Annotated in this window: 11 protein-coding genes; 7 read left to right on the top strand and 4 right to left on the bottom strand. The window is 66.8% G+C overall.

Annotation, left to right across the window (positions count from 1 at the left end):
* The first annotated feature begins 17 nt into the window (after positions 1-17).
* Positions 18-911 (top strand): AbiV family abortive infection protein, encoded by an 894-nt coding sequence (locus tag KOV94_RS17755; protein WP_218052768.1) that lies wholly within the window; start codon positions 18-20, stop codon positions 909-911.
* A 44-nt stretch (positions 912-955) separates the two neighbouring features.
* On the opposite strand, the gene KOV94_RS17750 is transcribed toward KOV94_RS17755, so the two are convergent.
* Positions 956-2,272 carry a DUF2510 domain-containing protein gene (locus KOV94_RS17750; RefSeq protein WP_308160636.1) on the bottom strand — a complete coding sequence of 439 codons (1,317 nt, stop codon included), beginning with the start codon at positions 2,270-2,272 and terminating at the stop codon, positions 956-958.
* 607 nt (positions 2,273-2,879) lie between these two features.
* Between KOV94_RS17750 and KOV94_RS17745 the strand changes: the two genes are divergently transcribed.
* The 3 genes from KOV94_RS17745 (at position 2,880) to KOV94_RS17735 (ending at position 9,418) form a co-directional block, all read left to right on the top strand.
* Entirely contained in the window at positions 2,880-4,088 is a 1,209-nt protein-coding gene (locus KOV94_RS17745; RefSeq protein WP_218052767.1) for a hypothetical protein, read from the top strand.
* Positions 4,089-4,369: 281 nt separating this feature from the next.
* Entirely contained in the window at positions 4,370-7,411 is a 3,042-nt protein-coding gene (locus tag KOV94_RS17740; protein WP_218052766.1) for a DEAD/DEAH box helicase family protein, read from the top strand.
* Between the two features lie 204 nt (positions 7,412-7,615).
* Entirely contained in the window at positions 7,616-9,418 is a 1,803-nt protein-coding gene (locus tag KOV94_RS17735; protein ID WP_218052765.1) for a hypothetical protein, read from the top strand.
* Positions 9,419-9,645: 227 nt separating this feature from the next.
* Here KOV94_RS17735 and KOV94_RS17730 read toward each other — a convergent pair whose 3' ends face one another.
* Complete coding sequence (locus KOV94_RS17730) at positions 9,646-10,419, bottom strand: DUF5677 domain-containing protein (protein ID WP_218052764.1); 774 nt, start codon at positions 10,417-10,419, stop codon at positions 9,646-9,648.
* Between the two features lie 700 nt (positions 10,420-11,119).
* On the opposite strand from KOV94_RS17730, the gene KOV94_RS17725 reads away from it, so the two are divergent.
* Positions 11,120-11,575, top strand: a complete 456-nt coding sequence (locus KOV94_RS17725) for a hypothetical protein (RefSeq protein ID WP_218052763.1) — start codon at positions 11,120-11,122, stop codon at positions 11,573-11,575.
* 445 nt (positions 11,576-12,020) lie between these two features.
* On the opposite strand, the gene KOV94_RS17720 is transcribed toward KOV94_RS17725, so the two are convergent.
* Positions 12,021-12,701, bottom strand: a complete 681-nt coding sequence (locus KOV94_RS17720) for a hypothetical protein (RefSeq protein ID WP_218052762.1) — start codon at positions 12,699-12,701, stop codon at positions 12,021-12,023.
* A gap of 484 nt (positions 12,702-13,185) precedes the next feature.
* Between KOV94_RS17720 and KOV94_RS17715 the strand changes: the two genes are divergently transcribed.
* Positions 13,186-13,383 carry a hypervirulence associated TUDOR domain-containing protein gene (locus KOV94_RS17715; protein WP_124344078.1) on the top strand — a complete coding sequence of 66 codons (198 nt, stop codon included), beginning with the start codon at positions 13,186-13,188 and terminating at the stop codon, positions 13,381-13,383.
* Positions 13,384-13,557: 174 nt separating this feature from the next.
* On the top strand, positions 13,558-14,277 hold the full coding sequence (locus KOV94_RS17710; RefSeq protein ID WP_218052761.1) for a DinB family protein: 720 nt from the start codon (positions 13,558-13,560) through the stop codon (positions 14,275-14,277).
* Between the two features lie 231 nt (positions 14,278-14,508).
* Here the strand turns inward: KOV94_RS17710 and KOV94_RS17705 are convergent.
* Positions 14,509-16,242 (bottom strand): non-reducing end alpha-L-arabinofuranosidase family hydrolase (locus tag KOV94_RS17705; protein WP_225916947.1); only part of this gene is annotated, 1,734 nt, incomplete at its 5' end.

Genomic DNA, 16,242 nt, shown 5'->3' with positions numbered 1-16,242 from the left:
CGGGCAGGCTGTCCGATATGGCGAACGATGTGATGCGTCCCCGAGCATTGAGCGGACTCGCTCAGCTGTCGGAGGCTGAAGCCTTCCCGATCCTCGCGGAGGGGCTAGAGCTACTTGGGCAACACGTGGACGCCTTGGCTCGATCGATGAGCGTGTTGTCGACAGGGGACACGGCGCGTGGACACCAAGTGATTGACCTTCTTGCGTCCGAAGAAGCGGCCAAGGCCCTCATCTTGCTCGACCTCGCCCGGTGTGGGTGGCGAGACAATGTGGCTAAAGCGCGGTTGCTCAAGGCTTTCTATAATCACACGATTCGGTTGGTGTACGCGCAAGTCCATCAAGGATCACCGGCCGACTTCGCTGAGATCGCCGACTACGTGAAGGACCTCTGCGCCAGTCACTACCTCGATGGGCCAAATGACTTCGACTGGATCTTTCGGAACTCGCTAGATGCGCTGCGAGAAGACACGCTCTATGTCGACAGGGTCGCGTGGGGTGACGGTGAGCCAGACACCTGGAGCAGCCCGCTCCAGCGGGTGAACTCATCCTGTGATCCTCGCCCGGTCGTCGAGCTTGTCCGGGCGTTGAGCCGACTCGGCTTCTTGAGTCTGAGCGGGCTGCGGCTATGCCAGGAGGCATGGGCTGGCCAGGACTTGGTGTGGGTGCGTCGCCGCAGTTCCGCGGCTCCCGAGCCGACTCGATGGACGATATGCAGAGGCCGGAACCAAGCAGTTCTGAACAAGTTGGCCGATGCGGGCATGGTCTCTCCCGCGGCGACAGAGGACGACGTTCGACTTGCGCTCGATCAGTGGACGTTCCCGCTAGGACACCTCGATCTCACCGTCCGCCGGGTCTCACTCGATGACCTGCGTGCCGCTCAGTCGCGGGCGTTGTCTCGGATGGAGGGCTGAGTGGCCCGCGAGACAAGGAGCAGTCGAAGCTTCTCAGGTCGCTGCTAGCCCGGCGATTGAGCTCGCCTGCCTTGGACTTGCACACCTCGCTGCCGGACATCCTCGGGCTCAGGCAGGTGTTCCGGTTCAAGCAGAGCGCGGATGAGGACGGCGATCACAGCGGTTGCCGGGTTCGACAGTTCGTAGAAGCCGGTCTTGTCCCGCTGATCGCGGAAGCTTGCGAGGGCCGGAAGAGTTGCCGTCTCGACGCTCTGCTCATCCGGCATCTCCCTGAGCGGGGCTGCGCCGCCGAGAGTCGTCTCGAACTCCCGGACGAGGCGCCCCAAGTACTCTTCGACCTGTTGGAAGCCGCGCTCGAGGGACACGAAGTGCCGATTGTCGGACAGCCCGTTCCAGGCGCGGATCGCGGCCTCGATTCGTTCGTCCGTGAGTAGTGGAGAAGTGCGCCTGAGCCGCTCGAACTCGAGTTGCAGGTCGCTGATGCGCTCGCCGAACTCCGCGTACCGCCTAACCGGAATCCCCCGGCCTCCAGCCGTGCGGATCATCCGCCGTTCCTTCTTTACGGCGTTGTACGCGGCAAGGGTCTCGTCGAGCACTCCACGAAGGATCGCGTCTCTGCGTTCGAGTTCGGCGCGCTTCTCGCTCACCTGCCGGCGCCAGACTTCCCTCTGACGCTCCGCCTCCCGGTCTCGTTTCTCGGCCGCCAAGCGGTCGGCCTCGCGCTCCTCCAGGCGCACCTGCTCATCAGCCTGGCGCTGCTCAAGGCGGTCGCGTTCGAGCTTCTCCTGGACCTGCCGGTCCCCATCGCGCTGCACGCTGATCTCAGTGAGAAGGGTCTGCTGCTGAACAAAGAAGGCGTGTCCGATGAACCCGCCAACGATGCTTGCTGCCAAGACGGTTACCGCTGCCTTGCCGACCTCGTACCCGAGAGTGTCAGGGTCGGGACTGGCCAATCCGACGATGAGCGCTATGCCGGCGGACACGGCGGCGACGCACACAAGACCAACGAGCGCGTCGCGCTTGGCCTTGCGCAGGCGCGTGAGGGCAGGGTCGTCCCGCACCTGCCGCGGTGCGTTCGGCGTGCTGATGTCGTGGGGACGAGTCGGCTCATCTGCGAAGCGTTGAGTGCTCTGAGGTGGCCTCCAGAAGGATGCGGGTGCGAAGTAGTCGGTCCAGCGCTCGCCGTCCCAGTAGCGCAGTCGCGACTGGTCGCCCGCGGATTCGTGGTACCAGCCAGCGGGTGGGGTCGTCACTGTCGCACCGCCGGGATGGGACTCACTCCGATCGTGGACTCGTTCGTCACGGTTCACTTCTCCGATGCGTGAGCGGGCGCACATGGCCGTCAGGAAGAAGCGTCCCACCAGATCGGCTCCGGGCAGAAGGCTGCGTGGACGGGCGCGTAGGAGATACCACCCGGGTAAATCGCCGCCTACCCCGTGCCGCCGCGCAACAGACGTGGAAACCGCCGCCTTGGTGCCGATCCTCGGGACTTCTAGACGGAATGACGGTTGCAGGAGCGGGCGGAGCGAGTCGGCACGACGAAGGGATTCAACGAGCCTGCAATCGACGTCCGCGCCAGTCGGTACGGCCGGACGCGTTAGCGGCTGCGATCGGCGCCCAGCCGATCGACCCGCGATCCGGCGACCACGCGCCCTGGTCGGCCGGCGCAAGCCGCACTACCCCGCCGGTCAGATTCTCGACGCCGCGCATCTCGAGGTCCCGACGGGCACCGCCGATCACGCGGGCTGATCACCCGTCTTAGTGCGGGCGTCCCGCTCCTGCTGCAGGCGGAGCAATGCATGCTGAATGCGGTTCTCGGGCGTAGCGGGCATCCGGAAGCTGCCGCCGCTGAATGCGACGGCGGCGTCAAGGGCCCGGGCGCGCCAACGCCGAGAACGTCGCTCGGGCAAGAGCGCGAGCCGCGTGGCGTAGATCGGGATGTCGGACCTGCGCGCGACACTCCACGCCATGTCAACAGGCCGCCCACCAGTCTTCGACGAGCTCCTCCGAACGGACTCGACGCCCGCACGGCACGGAGAATCGTCGTACGAGTTCCTCAACCGAGTCGCCGGCGACTTCTGGTCGCACGAGCGAGACCTGGTGCAGGCGTGGGCTGACCGCGTCGGCGACCCGCACTACGCCGACCTGCGCGCGCGGCTCCGCAGTCGAGATAACCACGAGTTCAACAGCGCCTTCCTCGAGCTCTACCTGCACGAAGCGTTCCGCGCCGGTGGGTACACCGTCATCGTCCACCCCGCGGTTGCTGACAGTCCTCGCAGGCCCGACTTCTGGGCGGAGCGCGATGGCCGCGGCATGTACGTGGAGGCGATCGCACCCGGCGCCACACCGCGCGCGAAGGCTGCCGCGAACCGGCGACGCGTCCTATTCGACACCGTGAACAGCGTCCGAGACCCCAACTTCTTCTTGTGGCTCGACGAACTGAGCGATGGCGAAGCACCACCGAGCGGGGCCGCCCTCCGACGCGATCTGCGGGCGTGGTTGCGCACGCTTGCCCCAGACGACTACGCGGACCTCGACCAGGCCCCCACGTTTCGATGGGTCCAGGACGGCTGGTCTGCGACCTTCAAGGCCATTCCCAAGGCGGAACACGCTCGTGGTCCCGCCGGGGCTGACGAGAGAGCCATCGGCGTCTTCGCGCACCAGCCCGTGCAGATCGTCGACGACGCCCCGGCCATACGCGCCGCTCTCGTCGAGAAGGCGGGCGCGTACGGCAACCTCGAGGCGCCGTACGTCATCGCCGTCGGGCTCTACATCTTCGATCACGACCACTGGCACAGCACAGCCGCACTGTACGGAGCCGAAGCCTTGCAGATCGGCGTCACCGATGACGGCGAACGAACGTCGCGCCTCGTCAGGAACTCAGACGGCTTCTTCGGAGCACCGCCAGACTGGGCCAACGCCGACGTCTCAGGCGTCATCCTGGTCAATCAACTGCAGCCGCACAGCGTGCTCAGCGCTGACGTCATCCTGTGGAGACATCCCGCCCCGCTTCACCCTCTGCCGGACGACCTGCAGCTTCCGGTGCACCAAGTGAGGTTCGTTGCGGGCCGCCTAGTTGGCGACGAACCGAAGTGTGCGGCGGCCGCCCACTTCGGCCTGCCCGACCCGTGGCCGCCGGGAGAGCCCTGGCCCAACACGCCAACCCGTAAGGGGTGAGTCGTAGAGGAAGAGTGCCAGGACGCTCGGGGACGCCTACCGCCGTTGCGTTGGCGTGGGCCGGCTGCGCTTCGGGGCAGGGCAGCGGGAGGCGAGGACCCGTGGTTCGTGCATGGCAGGCCCGCGCCCTGTCGCTCACAGACCGGAGTTCCCCGTGAGCAAGGCGCGATCCACTTTCGCCGAAAGGGTCGATCGTCGCTCACGCTTGCAGTCCTCTCGTAGGCAGTGACGCCCTCGGTCGCGTCCCGCTCCCTGGCACACGGCGCATGCAGAATCGGCGTGTGAGCGGCTACTACAAGCGTCGGCGTCGGAACTTTGCGTACTGGCCGAGTGATCCGAGGCCAGGTTGGCGGGAATCGCAGCAGGGCGCGCTGGGGGCTCTGATTGCGCACTGGTCGATCCGGCCGCTCGAGCCGGCGTTGCTCTCGCTGCCTACTGGTGCCGGTAAGTCCGCCATCGCGACCGCCGTCCCTCACTTATCCGGCGCCTCCCGAGTGCTGGTGGTCGTGCCAAGCCGTCACCTGCGCGATCAAATGGTGGAGACCTTCTCCCGTCAGGGCGTTCTTCGAGAGATTGGAGCAGTAAGCGGTCCTGACAACCCCGATGTGCGTGCCGTCACCGGCCTCGTCAAAGACTGGGCAGCGCTTACCTCCGCAGATGTCGTCGTCGGGCTCCCAGCCTCGCTCAGCCCGCTGCTGTACGACACGCAGCCGCCGTCAGACCTGTTCGATCTCGTCATCATGGACGAGGCACACCACGCACCGGCCCGGTCTTGGCACGCCATCCTCGAGCACTACGCCCAGGCGCGGCGAGTACTTCTGACGGCTACTCCATGGCGCCGCGACGGCCAACGCGTACCGGGTGAGCAGGTCTTCCACTATCCGCTGGCGAAGGCGATCGCGGACGGCGACTACCGGCCAGTTCGCGCGACCCTGGTGGGTGACGGCTCCGCCACCAGCATCGACCACCAGGACGCGTCGATCTGCGAGAAGGTAATGGCAGTACTGGATGACCCGAGCCACGCATCGAGCACGTTGCTTGTTCGGGCATCGACGCAGGAACGAGCCCACGTGCTCGCGCAGCTGTACACCGAGGCCGGTCGCCCGACGGTCGTCTTGACGAATCTCATGAAGGAGAAGGATCAAGCGGCCGTCGTGGCGGGGCTCCACGATGGATCGGTGAAGTCAGTCGCCGTCGTTTCCATGCTCGGCGAAGGCTTCGACCTGCCAAGCTTCCGCGTCGTCGGATACCACGACAAGCACCGCTCCATCGTGGCCACCACCCAACTGATCGGTCGCCTCGTGAGGCACAGCGCTTCGTATCCACAACAGCCGGTCTTGGTGACCGCACGTGGTTCGGATGCCTCCGCCGGCCTGGCAGATGCGGTGACGTCGTTGTACGCGGAGGACGCCGACTGGGCGCAACTGCTTCCGGACCTGCTCGACGAGCAAGCCGAGAAGGCGCGCGCCGAGCGGACTTATCTCGACGCGCTGGCGCCTTCGCCTGCGGAGCTCTCGGTGGCCGACTTGCGTATACCAGTGCGCGCCGTGGTCTATGAGACCCACGTACCGGCGTGGAGTCCTGACTTCACGAAGGCCGTAGGTGAGCTGGAACCGGGAAGCGTCGTGGCGGGCAGCACGGAGATCTTCTATGCGGCACTGACGACGACCCGAACCACGCTGGTCATGGTCACTCGCAGAGTGGAGTCGCCGCGGTGGCACGCCCATCCCGGCCTCGACTCGCACCGGTTCGAACTACATGTGATCACGTGGGTTCCGCCGGAGGGCGGCGCAGGTCCGGGGCTCCTGTTCATCAACTCGACAGACCACCTTGTGCGACAACTACTCGAGAAGCGCTTGGGCACGGCGGCAGCATCGCTGCGCCCAGCTAGTCCCGAGAGCCTCCATGGAGCGTTCGACGCCCTGACACGCCTGTCCGTATCGAACGTCGGCGTCCGCAACACGAACGTCGTGGCTCGGCAGGGCTCGGCGAGCTACAAGACCTTCACCGGTAGTGGCGTCGACCGAGGTCTGCGAGAAGTCGACACCGCATCGGGTGCTATCGGCCACGCGATGGCGCGGGTGTCCGGTGGGGCTGGCTCGTACACCGCTGGCATCGCCATCGAGAAGGCGAAGATGTGGGAGTCGCGATATCTCTCGCTCATCCAGTACGAAGACGCGATCGCCCGCTTCGCCAGCAGGTATCGCTCGTCCGATGTGGCCTACCTGCCGCTGCTGCCTGCGGTGAGCCGAGGGCGGGCTGTGAGGGCCTTCCCCGACGAGCCGGGCGCCGCCGAATGGCACCCGGACCTGATGGGCGGCGACCGAACGTACGCCGGCGAGCCGGTGGAGTACATGGACCTGCGGATGGTCTGGGAGGAGTCCACATCCGAGAAGGTGGTCCTCGAGTTGCGCCAGCGCCAGGACGACGTCCCTCCGCTCTGGCGCGGCGAGCAAGCGCTCGACGGTCAGGTGGTGGACACGGATGGGAGCCTGAGCGTCCGTCGCGGAGCCGCCTACGAGGACTTGGCGGATCTCCTCTCAGAGTTCCCGCCGACACTCCGTTTCGCGTGCGGCACCACTGTGGTTGGAGCCGTTGAATACGAGCGCCCCAGCGTGCGTGCGGATCTCGCCCACCTGATCAAGCAGGAGTCCATCGACTGGTCAGGCGTCAACATCAAGACGGAGACGGATCGGTCGGCCAGTGAGGCCCGAAAGGGGATCTCGGTACAAGCGCGCATCCAGTCGCACCTCCGAGCGGACTCGCCGCGGCTGCCGCACCGGTGGGTTCTGCACAACGACGGTCAAGGCGAGTTCGCTGACCTCCTGGTGCTCGAGACCGACGTCACGTCGCAGGTGTATCTCGAGTTGTGGCATTTGAAGCCGTCCATGAGCCGGCGGCTCGGCACCCGTGTGAAGGACATCGAACTCGTCGGCGCCCAGGCAGCCAAGAGCCGGCGATGGTTCATCGATCCCGGTTTCTACGCCGAGCTCGGGGCGCGACTTCGGGGGAAAGCCCCCGTGGTGACCGTAATCTCGGGGAACGTGGTGATGCTGCACCAGCTTCTTGCCAACCCCCCCAAGGGCCGGTCAAGGCCAGGGCCGTTGGTGGCTGCCGCGCCACCTGTGCGCGGGGAGATTGTCATCGTCCAGCCCGGACTGTCGTGGGGGCTGCTCAAGTCTCGACTCGACCGTGACCCTCGTTCCTTGCAGCAGACGACCTCCCAAGATCGGCTCTCCGCCCAGCAGACGAGAGACTTGCTCAGCGTCGTCGGTGACGCCGTGGGCAATCTTGCCGACGTCCGCGTCGTCGCCTCCAGGTAGCAGACGGCCGGCGAAAGGCGGGCGGCCGTCGGGTAGGGCCTACAAAGACTGTCCGCACCGTGGCATCGAGAGACTGGTCCTCGTGATCATGTGCCCGCACGCCTGCCACAAGCTGGGGCACAACGAGTCTTCGGAGGCTCTTGCATGACTGGAAGCCGATACACGCGTAAAGATGAGCCCGGCCACGAGTTCCGCGGGGAGTTGATGCTGCAGACGGCCGCTGGCCGGTACTTCCGACCCGGCGTGCCCATCGGGGAAATCCTTCACCGCCGGACCCTCTATACCAACGCCTGGCTCGTGGACACCGCCTCCATCGAACTGCCCGTCGGGACGCTCATCGTCGGCACCGAACGCGACGACATCTCCACCGTGACCGTAGAAGCGATCGACCGACTAGAACGAACCCGGCCTGATGGAAGCAACGAGTTCATGATCGCCACCGGTGGTGACGAGTTGATCGACGACATCGCTTACGTCCTTACGTTCGTGCTGAACGTGACCCGCAGCCGCGATATCGACCTCGTTCGCAAACTCGTGCCAGCGAAAGATTCCGGCGGGCGCGACAGGACCGGTGCAGCGCTCTTTCCCCAACTGTTTGACCCCGGTCAGGTGGTCCACATTGAAGCGATCTCCGATGCCGAGGAGTTCATGTCGGCCCTGCTCGAACTGAGCAGGCAGAACTTCGCTCGCGTCATGCGGGTCGTCCGGGCTTCGGTAGATGCCACCCGACGCGCCATCGACGACCCAACGGGCGCCTACACAGACTTCGTGGCAGCACTGGAGTCGCTCGCAGACGACGACTCGACTACACCGACGTCCTGGGATCGCTACGACGGTCGCAAGCGCAAGATCATCGACGCCGCCCTCGACAGCCTGGAGAGCGCCCAGCGAGACGAAGTCCGAGCAGCCATCCTTCACGCCGATCGCGCAGGCCTCAAGCGCCGCTTCGTCTCCTCAACCCTCGCGCGTGTAGCGCGCGGGTACTACCGGGAAGAAGCACTTGGTGCTCACCTCCCGCCCCAGTCGGCGGATCTTGAACGCATGCTGGGGATCGCCTACGACATCCGCTCGCGTCGGAGCCACGTCCTCCAAGACCTCGGACGCGAAACTTGGGTGTTCAGCCACGGTGCCGAGGTGGCATACGAGCCCCGCTTTGACCGCATCTTCACGCTTGCCGGCCTATGGAGACTGCTGCGTCACGTCGTTCGTCAGTACGTCGCCGATGCCGAGAAGGTGGCGCCAGAGCCGTGGGACTACCGACTGTCGCTCCCCGGGATCGTCACCGCGAGGCTCGCACCCCAGTACTGGGTCGGAAGTGACTTCGATGCGAGCCACGCGCTTGGACGACTTAACGGAGTTGCCGACGCGCTGATTGCGTGGCTCGAGAATAAGCGGTCTAGTGACAGCGGGTTCAACTTGGCCGAGATGGCAGCAAAGATCGAGCGTCTCGTACCTACGATGCCCCACTCCGACGAGCGGACGGCGCTCGTCGCAATCCACAGGCTTTCGCACGAATGGACCGACCCCAGTGCGCACCGGCCCGAAGCCCGAGCCTTCGTCGAGGCCTACGAACCGTGCCTTCGCGAGCCCACACCTATCAGTTTCACGGTCCGCGTGCTGTCGAACTTCGTCCCGCGGGAGTGGACCTTGCAGGAGTGGTTCGAGTTGGCTACGGAACGCCGGGCAGTCCGTGTCCGAGGCAAGGGAGCTCCGTTGCCCGCCAAGATCGATGCACTCCTCCAGCTCCAGGCGGCGGAGGAGCTAGAGGCAGCAGGCAGCCACGACGACGCGCTGATCTTCGCCTCTAACGCTGTCGAGGAGTGCCCGGGGAACGACCTGCTTCTGCGGTGGGAGGCGAGTCTGGCCGCCGGGGATCACGACATGTCGTTCCACGTGCATCAGTTCCTGTTCGGCCGCGATGCCGCGGACGAGGCCGGCGAGGAAGAACGCGAGCGCGAGCGACCGAGCCGCGACAGCATCCTGGGGAGCGCCGAGGCGGCTGAGTAACTCCGGCCCGCCGGTGCTGAGGCATGTAGTTGTTGAACCTGATGAGCGAAGCTGGACGCTGCCCGACGCCTGAACCGGCCTGACCATCAAGGGTTTCTGACATGCGTGGAGACAGCCTGATCCGCCGAGCTGTGGCGCTCCGCACCGTTAAACGGCACGTCACCTTGAGCTCGGCCCAGCCGGAACGGCTCTGCACGACCGTCGAGCGGAAAGCGATGCCGGTCACGCTAGAGGCCAGCCCGTCGATTCTCAGGTGGTACGCCCTCGAGCAGATTCATCGGAAGGATCAGCGCGTCCGACTTCTTGTCGAGCGCCGCGAGTAGGGCTCCGTCGTCGGTGAGATGAGCGAGAATCCAGCGCACGAGCATGCAGGCGACCGCCACGGCGTAGCTGAGCTGGTACGGATACGGGTATTCCTGCTCGTACTTGGGGTGCATTTGGTCGTCGCCACCGCCGAGGAATGACGTGACGGCTGAATGCGTGACATGCACTTGCTGAGACAGCACGTGGTACGTCGTCTCGAGAAACTTGCCTATGTCGAGGTCCCGCAACATGTTCATGAACGGTGGCAGCCGCTTGCCCTCGGCCGCCGGCTCGAGCCGCTCGACTGCTGCCTGAAGCTCGCTGTGGTTGAGCCAATCGGCGAGCGTTGCGTAGTAGTCTCGCTGGCCCTGAACGGCGGACCGGTGGTAGCGGGCTACGCCGCCCTTCACGATGTATACCCACTGGGCGGTGACGGCGTGCTCCAGAGCGACCCGCGCCAGCGGGACGGCCTCGCTCATGCACTCGAGCTCGCATAGCTTGAGGTAGCCGTCTGCGAAGCGTGCGGTCCGTCCCACAAGACCGAAGAGCAGCAGGAACTCACTCTGGCGGGCCTCCAGCACTGTGAACTCTTCACGGCCGCAGACGTCGGTGATGCACTCCTGAATCCAGATGCGCAGCTCGGACTCCGTGGGTCTGCCTGTTGTCGTCCGTGTGCTGGCCTCACCTGCCGCGGGCATGATCCGGAGTCTGGCACGAGGCGGCCCGCCGGGCGGGCACTCGATCACATGGGTCTGCCGCACGGGTAGGTGACAGTCCCGCACACCGGGATCGTCCGATCGAACCTCCCGCCGATCGAGGCAATCGGGTTGGCCACGGTAGGCAGCGCCTGCATCACCGCCTGCGGTCGCCCTCCTCCGGTCGTCGGGTACGCGTACGCCGGCGCGGCGAACGATCTCACGATCAGCGGTGCGGCACCTGCTGAAGGGCTGGCAGCGAAGGAGGTGGACCGCGCTGGTTGCGCGAGCAGTGATTGCAGGACCCGCTCGGTGTCTGTCTCGGCGCCCTTGAGCGTCAACCGCACGACGGAGCGACTCTCGCCCGGGCATGGGCATGTCCCAACGCGTTCAGCCTTCGCATCATGCGCGTGGGGGATGCTTACCCAGTCCTCGGGATCGGACGGCGCGAATGCGATGAACCCTTCGGACTCCGCACTCTTCACGACGCCGACAAGGCTCACAGTGCCGGCGCTCGCGGACAGCGAGCGGCCTGCCCCCCTGACATCGCTGCCGTCGCCATCGACGGGCCAGCGCGCAACCGCCGCTCACGAAACTACTCCGGCCCGTCGGCCGCCGGAAGGTGACCAAAGGTAGCCGCCGATCGCGTGGCATGTTCCCGGAGCGCCAAGCTACGGCACGCTCGAGCGCTACCGTCGACGCCATGTACTTGACGGCGAACGGCGGCGGGACCGACAACCCGATGATCTGGGTCCACGTCGGCCCGCGCGGCGCGCACCCGATGGGCTTCCACGTCACCCAGCAGGTCTGGGACTACGTCGTCGAGCACCCCGTCATGGACCTCGTCTACAACCGCAAGGCGATGCAGGCACGCTTCGACGCGATCAAGACGATGCTCGAAGCACCGCCGGTGACCGAAGCCATCAGCGCCGCCACCAAGGCCGCGACCGAGGCCGTCAAGTCCTCCCGAGCCCGGATGGTCCCGACCCCGCTCGGCTGGGCGCTGGCCGGTGGAGCGGTTCTCACGGCTGGGGCGCTCGCGGTCCGTCAGGTGCGTCGCCGTCCGAGCTCGATCCCGCGATCTGTCTTCTCCTCCCCGGTGACGGCGGACCGTCCCGACGGCAACGCAGCCGCTTCCGAGGGCAGCGCGCGACCGTAGCTGCACCGGCCGTGCACGGTGCGGCCATGATGATCTGCACCCGCGGCTGCACCGAGTCCACCTCGACACAGGCGGTATGTCCCTCGTGGCCGGAGACAGTGGCGTTCGGGCATGTTCACGAGCACCCGGCTGAGCTCGTCTGGGTGTGCCGCCACGGGGAGGTGCTCGGCACCGGCCTCGAACCGTGACGGGCCGCCGTCGGGACGGCTCTACCCGCCGGTGACCTACCGGCCGGCGAGCCAGTCCTTGATGAGCCACCGGCCACACCGACGACCGCGACCCCGAGCAGGGCAACTGCGGCGATCCCGGGGGATCGGCCGCGGGTTGCTGTCGGGATGGCGACTGGGGCGCTCGCGGACTGGGGTATGCCCTGATCTTCCCGCACCCGCTGGTGGTATATCCCCCGCCGGATGCGGTGACGGCCAGCCGTCGTTCCGTCAGCCCTTCACTTCCACGGGGTGTTGGCGATGACGGCCGCGATCAGCACGGCGAGCGCGACGGCACCGAGCACGCCACGCACCTTGGTCGCCCACGTGGGCCACACCCGAAGTGCTCGCGCTGAGGAGTTGGTCTTCGCCATGCCGACCCAGACTGCGAGGGCGAACCCGATCCCGAAGATCGCAGTGAGCGGCAGCAGGGTCAGCAGGAAACCGGCGGGCGGGAGCTGCTGCGGAGGGATGTCCTTGTGGTCGTCGACGTAGCCCTGCGCGATGACCGGGCCGGCGATGAGCACGGCGGCGAGGGTGCCGGTGACGCCCGGGTGTCGCAGCGGATGTCCGCGACGCTGCAGGAGCGCGTTGATGCCGGTGAGAGTGTCGTGGACTTGGCGGGTGTAGCGGTCGGAGGCCCAGGTGCGTCCCTCTTCGGTCATGGTGATGTTGGCGCGTCCGCCATCGGGGGTGATGAAGCCGAACTCGACGCGCTGGGCGCCGCGTATGTCGGCGGGGGTGGTCTTCTCGTCGAGGTTGTGCAGGGTGACGGGGCCGTCTGCGTTGGTGGCGCGTAGCTGGCGCTGGCTCCCGGGTGGGAGCTGGTCGGTGAGCGCGCTGATGAGGGACCAAGGGCTGCGCAGGTAGACACTCGTGAGCACCCCTTCGTGGAGCGGGGCGCTCGCGGCTTGGTCCATGTCGGCATGCTGCCGCATTTGCCTGGTTTGGTCGTAGACCTCGGCGGGGTGAAGCGCCGGTATGTCCCTGTCGGACCCGAGCCGGCCGGCCGCGTGCGCGAGTCCGGGCCGGCGCGCGTCGAGCAGCGGCCGGATGGCCCGGTGGTAGTTCTCGGCCGCGAGGCCTGCTCTGGCCAGCGGCGCAGATCCCCGCGGACCCGCCGATGCCGCCAGACCGGAGCGCCGGTGGCGCAGAGGTTCCAAGCCGACCGAGCCGGTACCGTGGCTGTGACGGGAGTGACTCGTGTGACGAGATTCCCAAGACGTTGGACGCGCTGCGCTCAGAAGCCCGTCCCGCTGGAGGTGTTCTTCTCAATCTCGGCGAGCCCCAGCATCGGCGATCGTCGAGATGCTGCCGACTCTGAAAAAAATGCGAGCACCACACGCGAGAGACGGCTCCCGACAAACCGCTTGGTAGAGCCGGTGAACCAGCCGAGGAGGCAGGATGCGCGCGGGTCAGAAGGTCCACTGGAACACCTCGCAGGGCCGCACGACGGGGACGACGGTCGAGCGTCGGACATCCGACTTCACGTTCGACGGGCAGCAGTTCCGGGCCTCCGACGACGAGCCGTTCTGGATCGTCGAGTCCGAGAAGTCCGGCGCTCGCGCGGCGCACAAGGAATCAAGCCTCACGCCTGCGTGAGAGGTTGGTCTCCATCCCCTGGCGACACTCCCTGGAGTCCAGGAGAACGCTTCCCCTGCCCGGGACGGTGGGTCACCCACACCTCGACGTCGTCGCCGGCGCCCTCGTGCTGCTCGTCCTCCCACGGCTCCTGTCGTGGCTGGCATGTCGGTGTGCGGACCTAGTGTGCGGAGCATGACGCGGTACGTCGACGAGGATCTGCGCGGTGCGGAGTTCCGGGAGTGCGATCTGACCGGGGCACGCCTGGTCGGCGTCGTCATGCAGGACGCCGTGATCGACGGGCTCGTCACCAACCTCGTGGTGAACGGTGTCGACGTCACCGAATACGTCGAGGCGGAGCTCGACCGGCGTCATCCGGTCCGGGTGCTCATCCGCTCCGAGGACCCGGCCGATCTGCGCGAGGCAGCGCGTCAGCTCCGTGCCGGCTGGGCCGCCACGATCGAGCGAATCCGTCGCACGCCCGGCATCGAGCGCCGCAGCGTGAACGACGAGTGGTCGGCGGTGCAGACGCTGCGCCACCTGGTCTTCGTCCACGACTCGTGGTTCCGCCGCTGCTGCCTGGGCTCGACGGAGCAGTTCACGCCGATGGGCATCGGGCCGACCGTCGAGCCCTACCGTGGGGCGCACGGGCTCGACCTCTCGCTCGATCCGTCGCTCGACGAGATCGTGAGCGTGCGTGACGCCCAGGCCGCCGAGCTCGAGGCCTGGCTCGACGAGGTCACCGCTGTGCAGCTCGCAGCGCGAGCGCCGGTGCCCGACGACGACGTCTGGCCGCCGTACGCCCGGGGCCGCTCGGTGCGGCAGTGCCTCGGAACGGTGCTCGACGAGACCTTCGAGCACCACCGCTTCTGCGTCCGCGACCTCGACCTCATCGAGGCACAGGACGCCGAGTAGGGCGGGCTACGGACTCAGCATCGCGGATGCGGGCATCGCTGACCTTCGGCGCGGTGCCGATCTGGTGGGCCTGCGTGCATGCCGTTGTCGAGACGCACGACAGCGCGCAGAGCGAGGGACGGGAGAGGGTGGGCTCGATCGGATCGAGCCCACCCTCGTCGGCTCCCACGGTCGTGGGTGCGACGTTCCGTGCCCGTCAGTGACTCCGGGCGGGACCCCGCACGCCGGCTGTCACCGCTGGAGGGTCAGGAGGCCCGGGCGGTAGGGGAGGTTGTTGTAGTCGGGGTTCTGGTTGGGGTCACGACCCTGGTAGAGCAGCTGCAGGTTGCACGGGTCGATCGTCTTGGTCTGGTCGGGGTTGGACCGGACCAGGTCACCGTGGCTGATGTCGTTGGTCCACGTCGCGCCGCTGTTGGCCTTGCCCGCGAACGGGTTGCTCTCGGTGGCCGCCTGCGGTGTCCACGTGCCCGACAGGCTGGACGACGTGAACGAGCGGAAGTACCGCCCGCGCGAGCCCATCGCCTCGACGAGCATCAGGTACTGGTTCTGACCGGCGACCTTGTAGACCTCCACGCCCTCGAACAGGTTGGCCTGGGTGTCGCTCATGATCGTCGTGTAGTTCGAGCCGAAGCTGCCCGGGAAGTTCCCGATCGGCATGCTCGCCCGGTAGATGTTCCCGTTGTCGCCGGCGAAGAACAGGTACATGTTCTGCCCGTCGGCGATGAGCGTCTGGTCGATCGGACCGGTCCCGGAGTTGGAGATGCTCCCCGTGAACAGCGGCTGCGGCGACGACCACGAGTTCACGTTCGTCGGATCGGTCGAGGTCCGGTAGATGAACGGCCACTGACCCCACTGGTACGCGAGCACCCAGATGTTCTTGGGCGCGAAGTAGAACAGCGTGGGAGCGACCGTGCCCGACGGGAGCGCGTTCTGGCTCGCGGAGGCCATGTCCGACCAGTTCGTGAACGGGCTGAACGCCATCGAGCCGTAGCTGCCGTTCTCGACCTTCGTCGCGTAGACGAGGTGCTTGCCGTTGTGGACGACGTTCGTGAAGTCCTTGAGCGACGTCCAGCCGGACCGCGGCTGGGCGAGGGGACCGGAGGAGGTCCACCGGTAGGTCGACGGCAGCGAGCACGTCGGGGTGCTGGTCGGGGTCGGGGTCGGCGTCGGGCTGGTGGTCGGCGTGGGGCTGGTGGTCGGCGTGGGGCTGGTGGTCGGCGTGGGGGTCGGCGTCGGGGTGGGTGCGACGCCCCCGTCGCACACGGTCCCGTTCAGGCTGAAGCTCGTCGGCGACGGGTTGCTGCCGCTGTACGCGCCGTTGAACCCGAACTCGACCGTGCCGCCTGCGGGGATCTGCGGGTTGTAGCCGACGTTCTTGGCCGTGACCTGGTTGCCGCTCTGCGTGGCGGTCGTGCTCCACGCCTGAGTGATCGTCTGGTTGCCGGGGAACGCCCACGTGAGGGTCCAGCCGTTGACCGCCGAGCCGAGGTTGGTGATCTTGACGCTGGCGGTGAAGCCGGTGGCCCACGAGTTCGCGGTGTAGCTGACCGAGCAGCCGGTGCCGGGGTTCGACGTCGGGGTGGGTGTCGGCGTCTGCGTCGGTGTCTGCGTGGGCGTCGGCGTCTGCGTCTGCGTCGGCGTCGGGCTCGGCGTGGCCGAGTTCAGCGTGTCGAGGACCGCGGTGTAGGCGGCCTTCTTGGTGCCGGACCCGTCGAAGAGCAGCGGTGTGCCGCCCGAGCGCCAGGAGTCGGTGTCGCGCACGCCCCAGACGGTGATGCCGGTGCAGCGCGAGACGTTGAGGCAGGCCTGCACGACCCGCTGGTAGTTCTGCGCCTGCGAGGAGCCCGAACCTTCGATGTCGAGCTCGGTGATCTGCACGTCGACACCCAGGTTGGCGAAGTTCTGCAGCGTGGTCTGGTAGTTGCTCGGCACCGGGCTCTGGGAGTTGAAGTGCGACTGGAACCC

Origin of the sequence: Cellulomonas algicola, from assembly GCF_019024305.1 — a bacterium.
In the GTDB taxonomy this organism is placed as follows: Bacteria; Actinomycetota; Actinomycetes; order Actinomycetales; family Cellulomonadaceae; genus Cellulomonas; species Cellulomonas algicola.
This window is presented reverse-complemented; position numbering and strand designations above follow the sequence as displayed.

Excerpts from the sequence above, each read along its gene's own strand:
- KOV94_RS17725 (WP_218052763.1), top strand. The coding sequence starts at position 11,120 with ATGTACTTGACGGCGAACGGCGGCGGGACCGACAACCCGATGATCTGG.
- KOV94_RS17710 (WP_218052761.1), top strand. The coding sequence starts at position 13,558 with ATGACGCGGTACGTCGACGAGGATCTGCGCGGTGCGGAGTTCCGGGAG.
- KOV94_RS17755 (WP_218052768.1), top strand. The coding sequence starts at position 18 with ATGGCGAACGATGTGATGCGTCCCCGAGCATTGAGCGGACTCGCTCAG.
- KOV94_RS17735 (WP_218052765.1), top strand. The coding sequence starts at position 7,616 with ATGCTGCAGACGGCCGCTGGCCGGTACTTCCGACCCGGCGTGCCCATC.
- KOV94_RS17730 (WP_218052764.1), bottom strand. The coding sequence starts at position 10,419 with ATGCCCGCGGCAGGTGAGGCCAGCACACGGACGACAACAGGCAGACCC.
- KOV94_RS17720 (WP_218052762.1), bottom strand. The coding sequence starts at position 12,701 with ATGGACCAAGCCGCGAGCGCCCCGCTCCACGAAGGGGTGCTCACGAGT.
- KOV94_RS17745 (WP_218052767.1), top strand. The coding sequence starts at position 2,880 with ATGTCAACAGGCCGCCCACCAGTCTTCGACGAGCTCCTCCGAACGGAC.
- KOV94_RS17715 (WP_124344078.1), top strand. The coding sequence starts at position 13,186 with ATGCGCGCGGGTCAGAAGGTCCACTGGAACACCTCGCAGGGCCGCACG.